Annotated in this window: 15 protein-coding genes; 11 read left to right on the forward strand and 4 right to left on the reverse strand. The window is 45.2% G+C overall.

What is annotated here, in order from left to right; all coding sequences use genetic code 11:
- Positions 1 to 381: 381 nt before the first annotated feature.
- The 9 genes from gyrA (at position 382) to MKS89_RS07495 (ending at position 12573) form a co-directional block, all read left to right on the forward strand.
- Positions 382 to 3117 (forward strand): DNA topoisomerase (ATP-hydrolyzing) subunit A, encoded by a 2736-nt coding sequence (gene gyrA / locus MKS89_RS07455; protein WP_072957422.1) that lies wholly within the window; start codon positions 382 to 384, stop codon positions 3115 to 3117.
- A gap of 411 nt (positions 3118 to 3528) precedes the next feature.
- Positions 3529 to 5031, forward strand: coding sequence for a PTS fructose transporter subunit IIC (locus tag MKS89_RS07460; protein ID WP_207521948.1), 1503 nt, complete (start codon positions 3529 to 3531; stop codon positions 5029 to 5031).
- Positions 5032 to 5133: 102 nt separating this feature from the next.
- The gene (locus tag MKS89_RS07465) at positions 5134 to 5625 is read left to right on the forward strand and encodes a PTS sugar transporter subunit IIA (protein ID WP_072957428.1); all 492 of its coding nucleotides are present in this window, start codon (positions 5134 to 5136) and stop codon (positions 5623 to 5625) included.
- Positions 5622 to 8321: a glycoside hydrolase family 38 N-terminal domain-containing protein gene (locus MKS89_RS07470; RefSeq protein WP_072957431.1), complete on the forward strand. Its 2700-nt coding sequence runs from the start codon at positions 5622 to 5624 to the stop codon at positions 8319 to 8321. The genes MKS89_RS07465 and MKS89_RS07470 overlap by 4 nt, the downstream gene beginning before the upstream one ends.
- 146 nt (positions 8322 to 8467) lie before the next feature.
- Complete coding sequence (locus tag MKS89_RS07475; RefSeq protein WP_072957434.1) at positions 8468 to 9280, forward strand: MurR/RpiR family transcriptional regulator; 813 nt, start codon at positions 8468 to 8470, stop codon at positions 9278 to 9280.
- Positions 9281 to 9291: 11 nt separating this feature from the next.
- Complete coding sequence (locus MKS89_RS07480; protein ID WP_072957436.1) at positions 9292 to 10185, forward strand: ROK family protein; 894 nt, start codon at positions 9292 to 9294, stop codon at positions 10183 to 10185.
- Positions 10186 to 10603: 418 nt separating this feature from the next.
- On the forward strand, positions 10604 to 10780 hold the full coding sequence (locus tag MKS89_RS07485) for a hypothetical protein (protein WP_162841353.1): 177 nt from the start codon (positions 10604 to 10606) through the stop codon (positions 10778 to 10780).
- Between the two features lie 300 nt (positions 10781 to 11080).
- Positions 11081 to 11677, forward strand: a complete 597-nt coding sequence (locus MKS89_RS07490; protein ID WP_072957439.1) for a GTP cyclohydrolase II — start codon at positions 11081 to 11083, stop codon at positions 11675 to 11677.
- A 239-nt stretch (positions 11678 to 11916) separates the two neighbouring features.
- The gene (locus MKS89_RS07495; protein WP_072957441.1) at positions 11917 to 12573 is read left to right on the forward strand and encodes an MBL fold metallo-hydrolase; all 657 of its coding nucleotides are present in this window, start codon (positions 11917 to 11919) and stop codon (positions 12571 to 12573) included.
- Here MKS89_RS07495 and MKS89_RS07500 read toward each other — a convergent pair.
- Complete coding sequence (locus MKS89_RS07500) at positions 12567 to 13247, reverse strand: DUF2982 domain-containing protein (protein ID WP_072957444.1); 681 nt, start codon at positions 13245 to 13247, stop codon at positions 12567 to 12569. The genes MKS89_RS07495 and MKS89_RS07500 overlap by 7 nt on opposite strands.
- Before the next feature lie 309 nt (positions 13248 to 13556).
- Between MKS89_RS07500 and MKS89_RS07505 the strand changes: the two genes are divergently transcribed.
- A complete protein-coding gene (locus tag MKS89_RS07505; RefSeq protein ID WP_072957446.1) occupies positions 13557 to 13913 on the forward strand; it encodes a MarR family transcriptional regulator in 357 nt (118 codons plus the stop codon).
- A gap of 86 nt (positions 13914 to 13999) precedes the next feature.
- On the opposite strand, the gene MKS89_RS07510 is transcribed toward MKS89_RS07505, so the two are convergent.
- The gene (locus MKS89_RS07510) at positions 14000 to 14476 is read right to left on the reverse strand and encodes a MarR family winged helix-turn-helix transcriptional regulator (protein WP_021020369.1); all 477 of its coding nucleotides are present in this window, start codon (positions 14474 to 14476) and stop codon (positions 14000 to 14002) included.
- Positions 14477 to 14965: 489 nt separating this feature from the next.
- Between MKS89_RS07510 and MKS89_RS07515 the strand changes: the two genes are divergently transcribed.
- Entirely contained in the window at positions 14966 to 16540 is a 1575-nt protein-coding gene (locus tag MKS89_RS07515; RefSeq protein WP_072957449.1) for a BCCT family transporter, read from the forward strand.
- Positions 16541 to 16666: 126 nt separating this feature from the next.
- On the opposite strand, the gene MKS89_RS07520 is transcribed toward MKS89_RS07515, so the two are convergent.
- Together MKS89_RS07520 and MKS89_RS07525 are read right to left on the reverse strand one after the other, a co-directional pair.
- A complete protein-coding gene (locus MKS89_RS07520) occupies positions 16667 to 17389 on the reverse strand; it encodes a 3'-5' exonuclease (protein WP_072957455.1) in 723 nt (240 codons plus the stop codon).
- Position 17390: 1 nt separating this feature from the next.
- On the reverse strand, positions 17391 to 19286 hold the full coding sequence (locus MKS89_RS07525; protein WP_072957459.1) for a putative nucleotidyltransferase substrate binding domain-containing protein: 1896 nt from the start codon (positions 19284 to 19286) through the stop codon (positions 17391 to 17393).
- Positions 19287 to 19343 lie beyond the last annotated feature (57 nt).

Genomic DNA, 19343 nt, shown 5'->3' on the forward strand with positions numbered 1-19343 from the left:
TCAGATCCGTTGTTGATATCTACACTGTCGCAATCGCGATGTACCGTTTTGCTCGTCGTATTATACAGAAATGCAATGCCCCCGAAAGTTTCAGTCTCTGAAACCAGCAATATTTACTATCTATTCATCCAATCAATTGATTCTGGGTCGCTAATAATCTGATGACGGTAAAAAGTTGATTGTGTCATGCGTTGAAAAAATGCACTGATGAATCAATGACTCTTGAAGAAGTGAGTAAAATATAGCCAGTTAATTCGCGACCGATGTAACAAGCTGAGAAAAGGAGAGTGAAAGTGATGCCGAAGTAGCAAAACCTGTGTTATATTTTCCGGTCTTATACGTATCGAATATACGATCAAACTATAGAGGGACAATGGCTCTATGAGCGATCTAGCTAAAGAGATCACGCCTGTCAGTATAGAAGATGAGCTGAGAGGCTCATACCTTGACTATGCAATGTCGGTCATTGTAGGTCGGGCACTTCCTGATGCACGTGACGGACTTAAACCTGTGCACCGTCGGGTACTATACGCAATGAGCGTGTTGGGGAATGATTGGAATAAACCCTACAAAAAATCGGCCCGTGTTGTCGGCGATGTCATCGGTAAGTATCACCCCCATGGTGATAGTGCCGTCTACGACACAATTGTACGGATGGCACAACCGTTTTCACTTCGTTATATGCTGGTCGATGGCCAAGGCAACTTTGGCTCAATTGATGGTGATTCTGCGGCAGCAATGCGTTATACCGAAGTTCGGATGGCAAAAATTGCCCATGAGCTGCTTGCCGATCTGGATAAAGAAACCGTCGATTATGTCTCAAACTACGATGATACCGAGCAAATCCCAGCCGTATTACCAACAAAAGTACCGAACCTGTTGGTCAATGGTTCTTCTGGGATTGCGGTTGGTATGGCGACCAATATTCCGCCCCATAACTTAGGGGAAGTTATCGATGGATGCCTTGCTTTCATCGACAATGAAGATATTACGATCGATGAATTGCTCGAATATATTCCGGGCCCGGATTTCCCAACCGCAGCAATGATTAGCGGACGGAAAGGTATCATTGATGCCTATAAAACAGGTCGGGGAAAAATTTATCTCCGCTCCAAAGCAGATATCGAAAGTGATAAGAATGGTCGTGAAACCATTGTTGTGACTGAAATTCCGTATCAGGTCAATAAAGCACGTCTGATCGAGAAAATCGCAGAACTGGTCAAAGATAAAAAAGTCGAAGGTATCAGTGCACTGCGCGATGAGTCCGATAAAGACGGGATGCGTATCGTTATCGAATGTAAGCGTGATGCTGTCGGAGAAGTGGTACTGAACAACCTGTATTCACAGACTCAGTTGCAAACGACTTTCGGGATTAACATGGTTGCTCTCGATAATGGTCAGCCCAAACTGTTTAACCTGAAAGAACTGTTAAAATGTTTTGTTAACCATCGCCGTGAAGTGGTGACTCGCCGTACAATTTTCGAATTACGCAAAGCACGGGATCGCGCCCATATCCTTGAAGGTCTGGCTCTTGCACTGGCGAATATCGATGACATTATTGAGTTGATTCGTCGTGCACCGACACCAGCCGAAGCAAAAGCGGGTCTATTGGCGCGTGGTTGGTCTTTAGGGGATGTTGCAGCGATGCTGGAACGTGCAGGTGTTGATTCTGCACGACCTGACTGGCTGGAACCACAATATGGTATCCGTGACGGGCTGTATTTCCTGACTGAGCAACAGGCACAAGCAATTCTTGAATTAAGACTGCACCGACTGACCGGTCTTGAGCATGAGAAGATTCTGGATGAGTACAAGGTATTACTGGCGGAAATCGCTGAATTAATGTTGATTCTTTCCAGTACTGACCGCCTCATGGAAGTCATCCGGGAAGAACTGGAAACGATCAGAAATGGTTTCGGTGATAATCGTCTGACGGAAATTACAGCGGCTTCACATGATATTGATATGGAAGAGCTGATTGCGCGTGAAGATGTCGTCGTTACTTTATCCCACGAAAGATATGTGAAGTATCAATCTCTGAGTGATTATGAGTCTCAGCGTCGTGGTGGTAAGGGCAAAAGTGCCACGAAGATGAAAGACGAAGATTATATTGAACGTCTGCTGGTGGCGAATACACACGATAATATTCTGTGTTTCTCGACGCGTGGTAAAACGTATCGTCTCAAAGTGTATCAGTTACCTCATGCGACTCGGACTGCGCGAGGAAAGCCGATCAATAACATTCTTCCGTTGGAAGAAAATGAACGGATTACGGCCATTCTTCGAGTTGCTGAATATGCAGCAGATAAATTCATCTTTATGGCAACCGGTGATGGAACAGTGAAGAAAACACCGCTTGATCAGTTTGCCAATGTTCGCTCCAACGGTTTGATTGCTGTGAACTTGCGGGATGATGATTCATTGATTGGTGTCGATATTACGGATGGGGACAGTGAGATTATGTTGTTCTCTAAATTCGGTAAAGTCGTTCGCTTTAAAGAAGCAGAAGAAATTGCTGTTGTGGATGAAAATGGTCAACCAGTACTGGATGAAAATGGCCAGCCGGAGATCAAATTCAAAGGCGTGAGACCAATGGGTCGTACTGCATCGGGTGTGCGAGGCATGAAACTGGCTGATGGCGATCAAGTGGTATCGTTAATTGTACCGAAGACCGATGGTAATGTACTTACAGTCACTGAAAATGGTTATGGTAAGCGCACCAGCCTATCTGAATACCCAACGAAAGGTCGTGGTACTCAGGGGGTTGTTTCAATCAAAGTGTCCGAACGTAACGGTAGTGTCGTTGGTGCGGTGCAGGTTGATGAGGGTGATGAGTTTATGATGATCACCAATGCCGGAACATTGGTTCGAACCCGTGTCGGAGAAGTGAGTCAGGTTGGCCGTAATACTCAGGGCGTGACACTGATTCGAACATCAGAAGACGAAAAAGTTGTCGGCCTACAGCGAATTGAAGAAGTAGAAGATGCAGATATCGATATTGACATCGAGTCTGAAGGTGCTCTAACCGATGATGCTCCTGAGGCTTCGTCATCAGATGTGGCATCGCCAAATGAGGATGATCATTCAGATGAGCAAGAGCAGTCTGAAGATGATTAGTTCTGACGAATATCAGCGATAACGTTCATAAAATCGAGATATTTGCCTAATGCCGGTCAGTTAAAAGCTGACCGGCATTTTTATAGGGATACTTTTGCGATTTTTCTCACCATGCCAACTTGAATCGGCTACCAGGTTGATGGGTATAAACCATACGCTGGGTTTACGACGTCCTTAAATATAATCTGTTATTGATGAAAATATTACCTATAAAATCGTCTATTTATGAAAAAAACATTCAAATTTTAATTATATGTGACCGATATTATAATTTAAAATGAAAGTTTTTTGCTAAAAATGCGGATGGGGGTATTGTGAAAACTGTCACTTGACCCTAGTGAAACATTAAAAAAAGAGTCAGCGTGATAACGTGAAACAGAACCCTACACAAATGCTGACAAGGTGGTAATGATGATGAAAGTAGTAGCTATAACCTCCTGTGCCGCGGGGATATCGCACACATTTATGGCAGAGGAAGCCCTGATAGAGGCGGGTCAACAGAATGGTTATGATATCCGGGTGGAAACACAGGGCAACATCGGCACGCAAACACCTCTGACTGAATCAGAGATTTCAGCAGCCGAACTGGTGATTATTGCCAGTGATGTCACGATCCCCTTAACACGTTTTGTCGGTAAGCGGGTTTATCAGGTCTCCACCAATGATGCGATTGCCAATGCAGCGCAGGTCATCGAAGACGCGAAAACCAAGGCAGAAACGATTGCTTCAGATGTGATTCAAAGTGCCAAAGGCACCTCGGTCGGTGGTGGCGTGACGATTGGTTCTTCCAGTCATAATGCATTTTTCCGCCATACCATGAGTGGTGTGGGGTATATGATTCCGATGGCGACCTGTGGCTTACTGTTGGCATTAGCCAATATTTTTGCATTTAACAGTGATGCTCAGGGGCATCTGGTGAACTGGGGATTCGATGAAACCACCGCACTAGGCTATTTCATGTCGCATCTGTTTATGGTCGGTAAAGTCGGTTTCACGTTAATGATCCCATTGTTTGCCGGATTTGTGGCGAACTCGATTGCGGACCGTCCGGCTATTGCCCCGGCGATGATAGGCGCTTATATCGCCAATGACCCGACATTCCTCGGCACTAAAACTGGCGGAAGTTTTCTCGCAGCACTGTTGATTGCATTTATTGTTGGCTATTTCGTGTTGTACTTGAAACGGGTGCCATGGCCGAAGATTTTGCGTCCGGCAGTGCCAATTATGATTATTCCGGTGATTTCAACCTTCTTTATCTTCATTTTTGTCCTGTATGGCATCGGAAAACCCATCTCTCTGGCGATGGATACCATGTATCACGGATTAAATGTGCTGATCACCGAACATAAAGGGTCTTCCTTCCTGATAGGCGCGGTCATTGGCGGCATGATTGGCTTCGACTTTGGTGGTCCGATTAATAAAACCGCATATGTTTTCAGCACCGCTGTGTTTGTTGATACGCTCGGGCAATATGGTGTGGAAGGCGCGAATCTGCTGCCGTTTACTGCGGTACAGGCCGCGATTTCCATCGCACCGCTGGGCGTATTTGTCGCATCGCGTTTGTTTAAGAAAAAATTCAATGCAGAAGAGAAAAATACCGCCAATGCAGCGTGTGCGATGGGGTTGGTCGGGGTGTCTGAAGGGGCGATTCCGTTTGCTGCAGCACATCCGTTGCAGGTGATTGTTGCCAGTGTATGTGGCTCGGCGCTGGCCGGTGGACTGGTTGGCTTGTGGGGAATCAAGAATTTTGGTGGTCTGGGCTCACCGTTAGGCACTGTCATCGGGTATATCGAACAACCGATCCCGGTGGTGTCATGGTTACTCTGTACTGGTGCAGGTATTTTGCTGACGGCAGTGATTATCGGCGTCTGGCGTCCGAAAGTGCCCACGGCTGAATCACCTATGGCTGAATAACAGCACCTGCGACAGAACAGAAGCACCTACGGCGGAATAACAGTTGCTACGACTCACCCTTACGGCAGAAGTGACAACGACAGAATTAAATAAGGTAATCATATGTTTAGTAAATGGCTGAATAAATCATCCGGGAAAGCCCGCCCTTCATTTCAGGTAGATCACGTGATTCGCGATCCGGATTCAACTACCCGCGATCAGGCGCTGCGCTTTATTGCGCAGCAGATGCATCAGGCCGGATATGTGGGGGATGTGGATGCATTTTTCTCCGCGCTGGTGGCGCGGGAAACACAGGACACGACTGGTTTTAAAGATCAGATAGCCACACCGCATGCGAAAAGTAAGCAGGTCAAACATGCCGGGATTTGGGTGGTTCATTTTGCCAATGAAATCCCGTGGGAAACGATGGACGAGCGTCCGGTGAAAACCGCCGTGGCGTTTGCCATCCCAGCGAAAGGGGATGAGACGGCGATGGCACCGCTGATCGCGATTTCCCGCGCGAATATGAAACCGACATTCCGCGAAGTATTGAATCATGGTGATACTGTGAGCATAGTTGCGGCGATTGAGGATGCGATCGGAGGCCGGATATGAGTGAAAAAACGGTTCATGTGATTCCTCACACGCACTGGGATTTTGAATGGTATTTTACCCATCCCGAATCCTCGGTACAGCTGGTCTATCACATGGACGATCTGTTTCAGGCGCTCGAATCAGGGCAACTGAATCAATATATTCTTGACGGTCAGATGAGTATCGTTGAGGACTATCTCGAACTGGCGCCGGAAAACCGGGAAAGGTTGCAGCGACTGGTGAAAAGCGACCACTTGAAAACCGGCCCGTGGTACACCCAGTGTGATCAGCTCATCGTCAGCGGTGAATCGATTGTCCGGAATTTGTTACTGGGGATTCAAGCGGCACAATCGCTGGGAAAATGCTGGATGATGGGGTACGCACCCGATGCATTTGGTCAGAGTATCGATATGCCGAAAATTTATGCCGGATTTGGCATTCGGCACAGTGTATTCTGGCGGGGATTATCCCGTGATACCTGCCCGTGGCGTGAGTTTAACTGGCGCAGTGAAGATGGCAGTGAAGTCAGTTGTTATCAGATCCGCAACGGCTACTATCTGGCGGAGCCGCAGATTGCCGGGATGGACCCGGACGAAATTGTGTCGATGGTGTCGCAGGACAGCCGCAGCCGTCATGTGCCGTTTCCTTTTGGTGCCGATCAGATCAAAGTCGATGCAGGCCTGAAATCCCGTATTGAGCATTACAATCAACACTCCCGTACCGGACATCACTTTGTTGAAAGCAGCTACGAGGCTTTGTTCGACGGCATTCAGGCGCAGGTGCATGAACCGTTTGTGGTGGCAGGAGAAATGATCGATGCGCAGTTCTCGAAAATTCACCGTTCCATCTATGCCACCCGCTATGATCATAAGCAGCTCAATGATCAGGTTGAAACCCGGCTGACGAACGTACTTGAGCCGCTGATGGTATTGGCCGATTTTCTGGGGATTCATTATAAACCGTCGCTGGTCAACAATATCTGGAAGCAATTGTTGCGCTGTCATGCGCACGACAGTGCCGGTGGCTGTAACAGTGACCGGACCAATCAACAAATTTTGCAACGTCTGGTGCATGCTGATCAGATGTCGGCTGCGGGGGTCGATTTTCTGCTGCGTAAACTGTCCGAATCTGTGGTTTCTGAAGATACTCCGGATAGTGTGGTGTTTTATAATACGCTGCCATATTCCCGCTGTGAGCGCGTTGTTGCTGGTATTGATACGGAACAACCATTCTTTAGGTTATGCGATGAAGCCGGGGAATCCGTTGATTACACCATTTTAAGCTCGGAACGTTGTTACCGGGGGTCTATCCGGCGCAGTGAAAGTGAACATGATCAATCACTGTATTATTATCAGCATCAGATCGAGCTGAGGCTAGCTCTCCCGGCGTTGGGCTTACGTTGTTTGCATGTTACGGAAGAACATCAGCCACCACAGGGGAACGCCCCACAGGAAACAAAGCACCCATCACAGCCGGAAATCCGCAATAGTCAGTGGACGATTCGCTGTGTTGATGGTCGTCTGGCGCTGGATGATCATCAGACCGGAACATACTGGCCGGATTTCCTCTTCATCAGAGATATGGGCGATGATGGGGATAATTATGATTATTCTCCCCCGGTACAGGACTGGACTCTCCGGCTGGACTTCTGTGAAGCGGATGTTCAGGTTCGCTGTACACCGCTCAGCCAGACTTTGATTTTTAAAGGCGTGTGGCAACTGCCGGCCGATCTGACAGAACGGCAGCAACACAAAACATCCGCGGCACTGCCGTACCGGCTTGAACTGATGCTGGCAGATGACCAGCCGCTGGATCTCCGGATGGAGATTGACAATCAGGCGTGTGATCACCGGATGCAACTGGTATTCAGTACTGACGTGATGACCACCGGCAGTGTGGCGGATACCCCATTCGGTACCGTCAGCCGTCCTCACTTACATCCGAGAATCCATGACTGGCGCGACAAAGGCTGGAAGGAAGAACCGTCCTGTATTTATCCGCTGCTGCATCATGTTTCTCTGAGCAACGCAGAAAAAACACTGACACTGCTGAGTTGTGGGATGAAAGAATACGAGGTGATTCAGCCGCAGAACAAATCTGCCGGAAGTCTATCCGGCGAGAGTGGTGAATTGGCACTAACGCTGTTCCGCTCAGTCGGCTGGCTGGGTAAACCCGATCTGCAACGCCGTCCCGGTATTGCTTCGGGTCAACAGTTCAAATACATTCCGACGCCGGACAGCCAACTGTTACAGCCTTTGTCATTCCGCGCTGGGATGATGCTGAGTGGCTCGTTTCATCCGGCAGAGATCATGCAGCAGTGGCAACAATTCGCAGTGCCTGCGTTGAGCTATCAGCAGCAGGAGCTCAATCGCTTTACCAATACGATGAAGTACTTCGGGGTGAATCCGCTGGATAAGCCGTTGCCTGCTTTGATGAGTCTGCTTCATATCAATGCGCCGGGACTGGTTTGCAGCGCCGTGAAACGGGCCGAAGTAGAATCCGGTGGCGATGGTGTGGTGATCCGGTTGTTTAATCCGTCTTCTCATTCATTGGCGCAGGCCGGAGAAATTCAGCTTCCGGCCGATGTAGTACAAGCGTTTGAAGTCAATCTCAGTGAAGTGGTGTGCAGAGAATTAGCGATTGAGGCGGGGCGGGTCCGGTTGGGGGCGTTTGCACCGAAACAGGTGAAAACCTTCAAATTTTCGTCTGTCAGTTGAGATCCGACGAATCCGACGGGTTATGATAGTGGCGGCTCTCTTTACTTAGGAAGAGAGCCGAAAACAGCGTTATCGACTGCCATGGTTTAGAAGAAAAAGGTTCAGAAGGGAAAAGGCTTGGAAGGAAAAGGGTTCGAAAGAAGAGCATGAATAACGATTTGCAAATGACCATCGCTTATGCACGGGTTAAGTTTACCCGCAAAGAGCACCAGATTGCGGACTATCTGCTGGCCAATCCCGTGCCGGATAAGATTGACCAACTGGCAAAGCAGATCGATGTATCCGCTTCTTCGCTGACCCGGTTTACCAAAAAGCTGGGATTCTCCTCTTTCAAGGAATTTTACTACCGTTATCAGCAGCAGTTGAATGAGAAAACACCGTTTACAGCGGACGAGCAACATAGTGCGTTGCACCATGAATACGTCAATATCATTCACCGGGTGTATGAGCTGCTTGACGGAAACACAGCGGAAAAGCTGAGTCAGGATATTCATTCTCGGCCGGGGTTTCATGTCTTTGGTGCTGGGTTCAGTACACTGGTGGCGCAGGATTTGAAGTTGCGTTTCCGGCGGCTTGGAAAATTCGTTGATATTATTGCTGACGTCGATTCAATGGATATGTACGGTCCGTTGTTACAGGCCGGAGATTTGTTGCTGGTGATCTCACTGAACGGGCGGAATGAGCGGCTGGTGAAATATCTTCATACCCTGAAAGAGCGTGGGGTCACATTGGTTTGTATGACGTCGGATAAAAAATCACGGATGGCGGTGCTGGCGGATTATGTTTTACTGACATCATCACTCCACGGAGAAGAATCAACAGGTATGATTTCGGCGCAGTTACCTTTACTGATGGCAGTTGATTTTCTTTATTGTCGCTACATTACTCTGTTTCGCGATTCGATCGACACTTGGATGGAAACTGAGAAGAATTATCTGCTTCCGAAAAAACCAGAATAAGCAGGGGATTTATGTTAATAGGATTTGATATCGGTGGAACAAAAACCGAAGTGTGTGTGCTTGACCATGCCGGTCATACGCAGTTCAAACAGAGAATACCCACGCCGCAGACTTACAACGAGTTTGTTGAAACGGTGGTGGGGTTGATCACACATGCGGAAGCACAGGTCGGCGAATCATGTCAGGTTGGTATTGGGCTTCCGGGGGCTGTCAGTCCTGCGACCGGGCTGATTAAAAATGCCAATTGTACGTTTTTAAATGGGCATGATTTACAGGCTGATTTAGCCCGCGCCAGCGGGAAAACCATCCATATTGCCAATGATGCCAACTGTTTTGCCTTGTCTGAGGCAGTGGATGGGGCCGGAAAAGATGGAGCCGTTGTCTTTGGTGCAATTTTAGGGACTGGTTGTGGCGGCGGCCTGATTCTGAATAAACAGGTCTGGGGCGGCCGGAACGCAATCGGTGGTGAGTGGGGCCATAATCCGTTGCCCGGATATTTACCGGCCAAAGATGGTCCGGTGCGGCCTTGTTATTGTGGACGGGACAACTGTGTTGAACAGTTTATTTCCGGCACTGGGCTGGAAAAGAGTTACACCATTAAAACTGACAAGACACTTGCTGCACCGGACATCATCGCACTGATGCAGCAGGGTGATTCATTGGCGACTGAATGTTATCAACAGATGATTGATCAGATGGGCAGAAGTTTTGCCGCGCTGATTAATATCCTCGATCCGGATGTGATTGTACTGGGCGGTGGATTGTCGAATGTTGATGCACTGTACCGGGATTTACCTCAGGCAACGATACCGTATTTGTTTACGGATGTTGCGGATTTATGCTTCAAGAAGGCAGCATTCGGGGATAGTAGCGGAATCCGTGGTGCCGCGTGGTTGGGGCGCTAATTAATTATTTTTTCTCCAGCCTGAAAAACATCGGCCAGCGAGCTTAATGCTGATTAGTTAAAAAATTTACAGAGCAGTTGAATGATCCGCAAAAGGCTTCGAAATCCGGTATCAAATAATAGATACCGGATTTTTTATGTCTGTTCAGTCTCTCTTTTGTTACAACTATTGGCTCTGTAGAAACACACACTTCATTAGGGAAATAGCCCGGTTTTCTTATCCTATCGGCCGCTTGTTATTGCTCTTATCTGGGGGTTGACAGTGTAATTAATAATGAAATGAATAAGTTGCTCAGTAGTTCGTAGCAAAAAAAAGTGACATTAAATGTGACTGTTATTCCAATAATTAAATATTCATAGGACAATAAATGAGAAAATGATAAAATTTTTCTACTTGTTACCGATAATGGATAGATGCAGTGGATTCTCAAGTAACTCAGTTGAAGAAAGACTTCTACCAGCGGATTATGTCACAGCACGCGTATGCATTTCCAAATACGTCTTCAACATTGTCACTTTTAACTGATGAAGAGCTGAAGCAGATTGAAAGAGTCTGGATCGAGCTTATCATGTGGAAAAAATCACAGACGCATTAACAGGTAGCGGCTCATGCATACAAAAAACCCGGTGAATCAACTGATTACCGGTTTTTTTATGTTGAAAATTTTCAGTGATGAAATATATGGTGCTGTTTATCTGGTGAGTCGATGGCATTTGATGCGTATGATCTGCAAGGATTGCGCTGCAATATAGAATAATCTCTTTTTCTCTTGGGCATCTAGTGGTATTTTCTATTTGTAATATTATAACGTCACCTCGAATTCGCGATGGTGACGTAAATGCAAAATGTTTTGATTGTTATCGATATAAAAATATCTGAGTAAGAGAGTACTGATATGGCGGATGTCCGAGCCAGAGTGGATTTAAAAGTTGGAGCAAAAAGTGATATTGATGCTGAGATCCTCTCTTTTAACGGTTTGAATACAGAGAAAGAACACATTGCTTTGATTTTTAAATCTGCAGACTTAAATCAAGAAATTCCTTTAGTGAGAATGCATTCAGAGTGTCTGACCGGTGATGTGTTCCACTCATCAAGATGTGACTGTGGTGAACAACTAGAAGAAACGATTACTAAAATGGGAGAATTGGGTGGAATCATCCTTTATCTTCGTCAAGAAGGGCGAGGGATTGGTTTGTATAATAAAATTGATGCGTATCGACTTCAAAATCAGGGATTGAATACTTACGAGGCAAACCGAGAGCTTGGTTTTGATGACGATCTCAGAGAATTTTCTGAAGCTGCGCAAATGCTGAAAGCACTGAATATCACAAAAATTCGCTTAGTCACGAACAACCCCAAGAAAGTGAATGATTTGAAAACACACGGCATTGAAATTGTCGAGATTGTCCATACGGCAGCCCATATTAAAGCTGGTAATACCGACTATCTGAAAGCAAAAGTCAGTTATGGTAAGCATAAACTCTCATTGTAAGTGAGGGCATTTCACTGATTGTCCATTCCATCGCCTCATTAATGTTTACATGTTTTAACGTTATTCAATATCGTGGAAATAATATTGCCTCTGCGTTCATTACGACAGGAAAGAGTAATTCTCAGACTGGCGTGAGTGCCGGAGGCATTTTGCATGTATGATTTGCCCCGTAGCCGATCCTTGTCAAACTTATCTTTGAGTGTCATAGTTCACTGAAATTGGGTTTTATAAGGAAAAATATGTCTCTGCAATATCGAATAGTCCCCGTAACGGCTTTTGCTCAGAATTGTTCAATTGTTTGGTGTGATGAAACCATGAAGGGCATCGTGATTGATCCCGGTGGTGATGAAAATCATCTTACAGAAGTGATTCAGGAGATAGGCGTACAAATTGTACATATCGTTTTAACGCATGGACATCTCGATCATGTTGGTGGTACGCAGGGGTTGCAACAATCGCTTGGTGCTGTCGATATTATTGGCCCTCATCAGGCTGATCGGTTTTGGCTACAAGAGCTGGAAAATCAAAGTCAGATGTTTGGTTTTCCCCGGACGATATCATTTGACCCCGATCAGTGGTTGAATGAGGGGGATTCGGTCTCTTTTGGTCAGCAAGTGCTTCAGGTTTATCACACACCGGGTCATACACCGGGTCATGTTTGTTTGTTCAGTGAGTCAGCGAAGGTTGCTTTTGTCGGTGATGTTTTGTTTCAGGGAAGTATCGGAAGAACAGACTTTCCTCAAGGCGACTTCGAGACGTTAATTCGTTCGATCAAAACTAAGCTTTGGCCATTGGGCAATGATGTTACGTTTATTCCCGGGCATGGCCCACAATCAACATTTGGTCATGAACGTGCTTCAAATCCTTTTGTTGCTGATGAAATGCCTCTCTATTGATGAGATAGCTCCGGCTCTGCTGCTGCAATATAGCGCCGGGCCATTCCAATCAGTTCATCTCCTTGAATGCCCAAATCACTCATGGGGATGAATATATCATACCCATGATAATTTCTTTGGTAGCTCATTCGGTTTGCCAGCATCGCCAGTAAACCGGAATATAGCTGTCCGTCTACTGATCTATATAAACTCGGATCCAAAACAATGTCTTCAAACTCAGAGAGTTGGATATGATGTTGTTTCATGCCCAGATAGAGCAATCCACGTTGAGACAGTAATATCTCACTGATAATACGTGGGCAAATACTGTTTAGATAAGGTGAGTAGGACTTCAAGCGGATACCGACCCATGGTAGCGGTTGATGCCAGCCATCAATGTTGTAGGTGCATTGGTTAATCTCTTGGATATTATTCCATTTGATAACCCAACCGCCGCGAAACGTATGTTGTTGGAAATGGGTTGCGGTCAGCGTATAGCGCACCTGACTTTTGCGGAGCAGCCAATAAAGTAGCACTGCGACTCCGAAGAATAATGCAGTATAAACCAAAGCCAGAGAGAGTGTGTTTGCCGTCATGATGATAAGCAGGGCGACCGTGGCATACGCAATTATCGTTAAACGTACAGATCGCTGCTGAAAATCAAATTCAAAATTTGAAAGATGAACCGTCTGCATATCTGTTCCACAATCATTTGGATCGATGTTCTTTCTTCAATCGGTGATTATCCAGAAGAAATAACGACTTGGGATCTGACATTTGAAACTATCTGAACATAGTATCGTTAAGCATTCAGAAGATACAGTGCGTTTATCCCATTGTTGGTCTATAAATGCTGATTTGCTCGGTTTTTAATCATTTTCGGCCTAAAAGTGGACTTTTCATGCCAAATCATTTCTGCTGGCTATAAATTAAGAGAGAATTTTGATATAAACCGCACTTTGTTTAATGAATACTGTCTCGGCAGTTGTAATGGAGAATATTCGATGAGACTTGCTCACAAGCGTAATGTGCAGAATAAACTGCAAAAGCGCATGAAAGCCTTTGCTGTAAAACCGACTTTAAAACAGTCTGACACTAAGACGCAGACCCCCGTTTCTGCGAGTCAGCCAAAGGTAGCGAAAATCGTCAACGAAAATCTCACCCCGAAGCAGGCTCAAGTGTTGAATATTGTGACTCAACATGCTGATGGGATTAACCCGAAAAGCATAGGGCTAGAAGCGGGTCAGGAAGAAACAAAAGCGGCTAGCTGGGCAACAGGGGCACTGAAAAAACTTTTAGAAGACAATTTTGTTGAGAAAGTGCAACTGGCGGGGAATAAGGTACTTTATAAACGCGCCTAAACTTGATACATACTAAAAAGATCCAGTCGTGATGTCATTACGCTGGATCTTTTGGGAAAATTAGCTAAGGTTCTACCGCTGATTTGTTACTCGTGATTCAAAATACTACCGATTTCTAACATCGGCGCCACATCGATATTATCTGCTTTCATCATTGCTGAAAGACGCTGAATCGAAGATAGCAATAACGTTTGTTCCCACTCTTCCAATTGCTGAAATTGAGACACAAAATTATCCTGCAAAGGTTGCGGTGCTTTATGTAACAGCTCCTGACCGAATTCCGTCAGATGAGCGTGAACTTTTCTCTTGTCTGTTACGCTACGAACGCGGCGTACATAACCATTTCTTTCCAGACGATCAAGAATGGTCGTAGCTGTCGCCTGACTCATATTCGTATTACGAGAAAGTTCACGTATCGTGACTTCACCTAACTGTTCGATAGAGCGCATCAGTATCAGTTGCGGTCCCGTGAGTCCTGCAATTTTACTTAATTTCTTTGAATGAAGGTCAATAGCTCGGATGATCTGGCGTATAGCAACCAGTACTTCTTCATGTTTTTCCAAAATCAATACCCAGACTTTGAGTGATTACTAATATAAATAACGCGGACACTATTTTACTTGTTCACAGAAGAAAAGTATTGGTGTCATCGCTTTCTTTGCAATTTTTTCTTCAGAAAAGAAGGTGACTGAAAAGTATCTTACTGAGTTTCCAAGTAAAGAATGACATGAATGCCATTTTGTTGCAATGCAGTCGTTTACGAAACTGTAGCATAAGATTTTTTACGATATTGTAATCTACATAAAATATTAGTGTACAAAACAATTTTGTCAGTGAAGCACGCCAAATGTGTTTTAATTTTGACCATAAAATCCTGTATTATCTATTTTTTAGTCTATATTTTAACCATTTTATGGCGTTATTGATTTTTTTAAGATAAATTATTCTATGACCATTACGTATTTGTTTATGGTGTATTCAGATGATTTTTAGCTGATTTTTCTAAGGATAGGTAATAATAATTTGAAGGCTAAATCATAAAGAGGGGAATTATGACCAAAGGTATTGATAAGTATAGTATCGACAGTACCGATTACACTGTCGGGCAGGATAATGTGCAGAAATGGGGTTTTGATGTCCATAACCCTGTATTTGGTATTAGCGCGGGGCTGATCCTGTTGTTCCTGGTTGCAACACTCGTTGCTGATCCTGAAACTGCAAAATCTGTTTTAGACGGTATCAAATGGAAAATCATCGGTAATTTTGACTGGCTGTTTATTTGGTCTGGTAATATTTTTGTGGTTTTCTGTTTGATTCTTGTAGTTTCACCATTCGGCAAAATTCGTTTGGGTGGAAAATCGGCAACGGCCGATTACTCTTATATCTCTTGGCTGGCGATGTTATTTGCTGCCGGTATGGGGATAGGCTTGATGTTCTGGAGTGTTGCTGAACCAGTGGCGTACTATACAGGGTGGTATAAAACGCCGTTAAATGTTGCAGCATATTCACCGGAGGCTGCGAAGCTTGCTCTGGGTGCGACGATGTTCCACTGGGGATTGCATCCGTGGGCTATTTATGGGGTTGTTGCCCTTTCTCTTGCATTCTTCTGCTATAACAAAGGGTTGCCATTATCAATCCGCTCAATCTTTTATCCGATACTCGGGGATCGAGCTTGGGGATGGCCCGGACATTTGGTTGATATCCTTGCCGTGGTTGCCACGTTATTTGGATTGGCAACATCATTGGGACTTGGTGCACAACAAGCAGCAAGTGGTATCCATCATGTCTTCGGCATTGAAGCTGGTATAGGGTTGCAGATGATTGTCATTATTGTCGTTACCATGTTAGCTGTTGTTTCAGTGGTTCGTGGTATTGATGGTGGTGTCAAAGTCATTTCGAATATCAACATGATCATCGCTTTCTTACTGTTGATCGCTGTAGGTTTGATTGGCTATGCTGTTACGTTTGACTCGATTAAAACCACGTTACTTGCCTATATTGAAAATATTATTCCTTTGAGTAATCCGCATGGCCGTGAAGATGTAGCATGGTTCCAAGGCTGGACTGTATTCTACTGGGCTTGGTGGATCTCTTGGTCACCATTTGTCGGTATGTTTATTGCCCGGGTTTCAAAAGGCCGTACTGTGAGAGAATTTATTACAGCGGTACTTTTTGTTCCGACACTTGTGACAGTGGTTTGGATGTCTGTATTCGGTGGTATGGCGATTGATCAAGTGGTTCATCAAGTTGGTGAATTGGGCCATAAAGGGATTACAGAAGTTTCACTGGCGATGTTCCAGATGTTTGATGTCTTGCCTTACGGTAAAATACTTTCTTTAATTGGCGTTGTATTAGTTTTGGTATTTTTTATTACCTCTTCTGACTCCGGTTCATTGGTTATCGATAGTATTACCGCTGGTGGTAAGGTTGATGCTCCTGTGCCTCAGAGAATTTTCTGGGCTTCGATTGAAGGGGCTATTGCCATTGCATTGTTATGGATTGGTGGCACAGAAGCGGTTCAGGCATTGCAAGCGGGTGCTATTTCGACAGCGCTGCCATTTACATTTATCCTGCTGATGATGTGTGTCAGTCTGGTTATGGGAATGAAAACCGAACGATTAGATTAATTGATTGATTGGTTTGATTGAACAGAAAAAAGCCGACGTATGTCGGCTTTTTTCGATCTGGACAACTGTCAGATCCATGTTGTGAGGCGGTATATTTCAGTGAATGCTCTGCGGTTTGAGGCGGACTTATATCCAAAAATCACTGACTGGGCGAGTGCGATCATAGTGATGGGCGATCTGTGCCTGAAGCAGTTCTGCCGTTGCGAGTGCATCAAGCAGTGCATCATGGAGTGGATAGAGCGGTAGCCCGTAGCGCTCTCTGGTATTTCCTAAGCGTACTGACGGTTTTTTCTTAAAACCGTTCATGAGATTGAAAATACCACCGGATTGCTGTGCCAAAATCCTTTCTTCAATATTCATGGTATCAACAACCGGAAACTCGATGCCTTCTTTAATTCTTTTTTTAAGTGCCTGATCGAGAAACTGGCGTTCTATCGGATAGTAATGCACGACGATTATTTTCCCCGCCATAAGATGGAGAATATCATCGAGGAACTCATTTAAATCAGGAGCGTCCATAATATCCGTATGCGTGATGCCATGAACAATGATGGATGATTCCTTCAAGGGACGACGAGGTTTCACCAGCCAATGTTTGCACTGACTCAGTTGGATTCGATCCAGCGTAAAAGGTACCGCGCCAATCGTTACGATTTCATCTTTAGCCGGATTCAGCCCTGTGGTTTCAAAATCAAGAGCCAGAAACTCGATTTCCTCAATCGGGGTATCTGCATTCGGTAGTAATTGTTGATAAAAATAGTTGAGAGACGGGTGCGTGACCCGCTTCTGTTTGAGTTGATACTTTTTTTGCCAGTCAATGCTGGGGGCTTTCAATAGTTTTTTTAGCATTTTATGATGCACGTGGTGAACTGTTAGCTTTATAACGATATTTCAAAAAGTTTTGCGCATTGCTCAAAATTTGAAATGCATCTTTCAGGTTACGTCGTTCAAAGTCTGAGAGGTTTTCCGGCTCGATATTGTTGTCCGGCTCAATGCGGTTCTCAACATCATAGGCCTGATGACGGATTCGCACCATGGAAATAAATTCAAGCGCATCTCTGAGGTTTTCACCACCGCCTTTTGGGAGTAGCCCCGATTCGATAATATCATCTAATCGCTCAAATGAATTTTTCGCATGTGAGCCAATGGCAAGGGCATGAACCCGAATGACATCGGCTAGCGGTGCCGTTCCCCGTCGTTTTAGATTGATGGAGTTGTTGTGGCGACCATCTTTTTCCATCACAAAATTTTTGAAAAATCCCAGTGGTGGCGTACGGTTCAAGGCATTTCGGGCGAGACAAGCGAGGAAGCGTGGGCTTCTTTGGGCGCGTCTGACAATAAACCGGTTGAGTTGTTCTGCCCAGCGAGTTTGACCATAGACACCATCCAGATCGAAAAAAATCGATGCATTCAGTAGCGCTTTAGGATTCGGATCATCAATCCAATCGGAGAAGCAAACTTCCCATTCCTGACGGGTCATTCGCCAAATCGGATTCGTTGCCATAATCCCACCGGTACAATAGCTATAACCGCAGAGAGCGAGTGCGTCACAAACAAACTGAGAGAGTTTACTGAAATAGGCATCATGTTTGTTGGCATCATAACGGTTGTCGAGAATAATCGCGTTATCCTGATCTGTGACCACCAGTTGTTCATCTCTTCCCATTGAACCCAGTGCCAGAAAACAGTAGGGGATCGGTGGTGGACCATATTCCATTTCCGCCAGCTCAATAATGCGTTGTTTAAAGCTTCTACCAATCACAGACATCGCTGTGCCAATCATATGGGCATTTGCATCTTCATTGACCAGACGAACAAAACTCTCTTTCACCTGCTCGGCAATTGTCACCAAATCATCGACACTGTTTTGATGGAATATGCTACTGACTAATAGCAGTGAGTTTTGTGACTGATAACGAACCAAATCGGTGGTTTCGAGAATGCCTAACGGTTTGTTCTCTTTCAAAATGGGTAGATGATGAATTTGATGACGCAACATCACCATCATGGCTTCATAAACATAAGCATTATGATCGAGTGTTAACAGCTCGGTTGTCATCACTTCATGAATCGGACGCTGTGGAGAAATGGCATTTGCCAGTACTCGACTACAAAGATCTCTATCTGTAATGATACCTAATTGAGGTTTGTCATCATGGCAATCTGTTGTGGTGGGGTCGGTGTTCAATATCAGCAGGGCAGAGACATTTTCTTCGGCCATTTTTTGCGCTGTTTCATGGATCGACGTCTCCGGTGGAATCCAAATCGCTTCCCCTGTCAGCAGACTCTTCACTTTGGCGGTGGACAGGTCATTGGTTTCTACAGTACTGGAAACCGCATGACGCAGCCTGGTTTTATCATTGACCTCAACAAAGTCGGCAAAGATTTCGTAGTTATCGTATAGAGACTGGAACAGTGATTCTGGAATTCGATAGACCAATGTATCTTCAATCGCTGTGACAGGGAAAACGACTTTGTTGTTGGTCAGTAATCCCATTTGACCAAATAGATCGCCTTGTGAGAGACGATTGTAGAGTTCACCTTTGCGCCGATAAACTTCGACAGCGCCACTCCGGATCATGAACAACTCCTGAATCGCACCGCCGTTTTGAATGATCGGCGTTCCTTTTCGAAAATAGGTGATCTCTATCTGTTGGATGATCTCTTCAAGGACTGTATCTTCAAACTCGTTGAATGGTGGGTATTGGGCAAAAAATTGTTTAATTTCCAATAATTCTGTATGCATGTAGGTTTCCCTATAACGAGCTTTTTTATCATCATAGCAGGAAGTGATGTGTGGTTC

Origin of the sequence: Vibrio gazogenes, from assembly GCF_023920225.1 — a bacterium.
GTDB lineage: Bacteria > Pseudomonadota > Gammaproteobacteria > Enterobacterales > Vibrionaceae > Vibrio > Vibrio gazogenes.

Excerpts from the sequence above, each read along its gene's own strand:
- gyrA (WP_072957422.1), top strand. The coding sequence starts at position 382 with ATGAGCGATCTAGCTAAAGAGATCACGCCTGTCAGTATAGAAGATGAG.
- MKS89_RS07460 (WP_207521948.1), top strand. The coding sequence starts at position 3,529 with ATGATGAAAGTAGTAGCTATAACCTCCTGTGCCGCGGGGATATCGCAC.
- MKS89_RS07465 (WP_072957428.1), top strand. The coding sequence starts at position 5,134 with ATGTTTAGTAAATGGCTGAATAAATCATCCGGGAAAGCCCGCCCTTCA.
- MKS89_RS07470 (WP_072957431.1), top strand. The coding sequence starts at position 5,622 with ATGAGTGAAAAAACGGTTCATGTGATTCCTCACACGCACTGGGATTTT.
- MKS89_RS07475 (WP_072957434.1), top strand. The coding sequence starts at position 8,468 with ATGAATAACGATTTGCAAATGACCATCGCTTATGCACGGGTTAAGTTT.
- MKS89_RS07480 (WP_072957436.1), top strand. The coding sequence starts at position 9,292 with ATGTTAATAGGATTTGATATCGGTGGAACAAAAACCGAAGTGTGTGTG.
- MKS89_RS07490 (WP_072957439.1), top strand. The coding sequence starts at position 11,081 with ATGGCGGATGTCCGAGCCAGAGTGGATTTAAAAGTTGGAGCAAAAAGT.
- MKS89_RS07495 (WP_072957441.1), top strand. The coding sequence starts at position 11,917 with ATGTCTCTGCAATATCGAATAGTCCCCGTAACGGCTTTTGCTCAGAAT.
- MKS89_RS07500 (WP_072957444.1), bottom strand. The coding sequence starts at position 13,247 with ATGCAGACGGTTCATCTTTCAAATTTTGAATTTGATTTTCAGCAGCGA.
- MKS89_RS07505 (WP_072957446.1), top strand. The coding sequence starts at position 13,557 with ATGAGACTTGCTCACAAGCGTAATGTGCAGAATAAACTGCAAAAGCGC.
- MKS89_RS07515 (WP_072957449.1), top strand. The coding sequence starts at position 14,966 with ATGACCAAAGGTATTGATAAGTATAGTATCGACAGTACCGATTACACT.
- MKS89_RS07520 (WP_072957455.1), bottom strand. The coding sequence starts at position 17,389 with ATGCTAAAAAAACTATTGAAAGCCCCCAGCATTGACTGGCAAAAAAAG.
- MKS89_RS07525 (WP_072957459.1), bottom strand. The coding sequence starts at position 19,286 with ATGCATACAGAATTATTGGAAATTAAACAATTTTTTGCCCAATACCCA.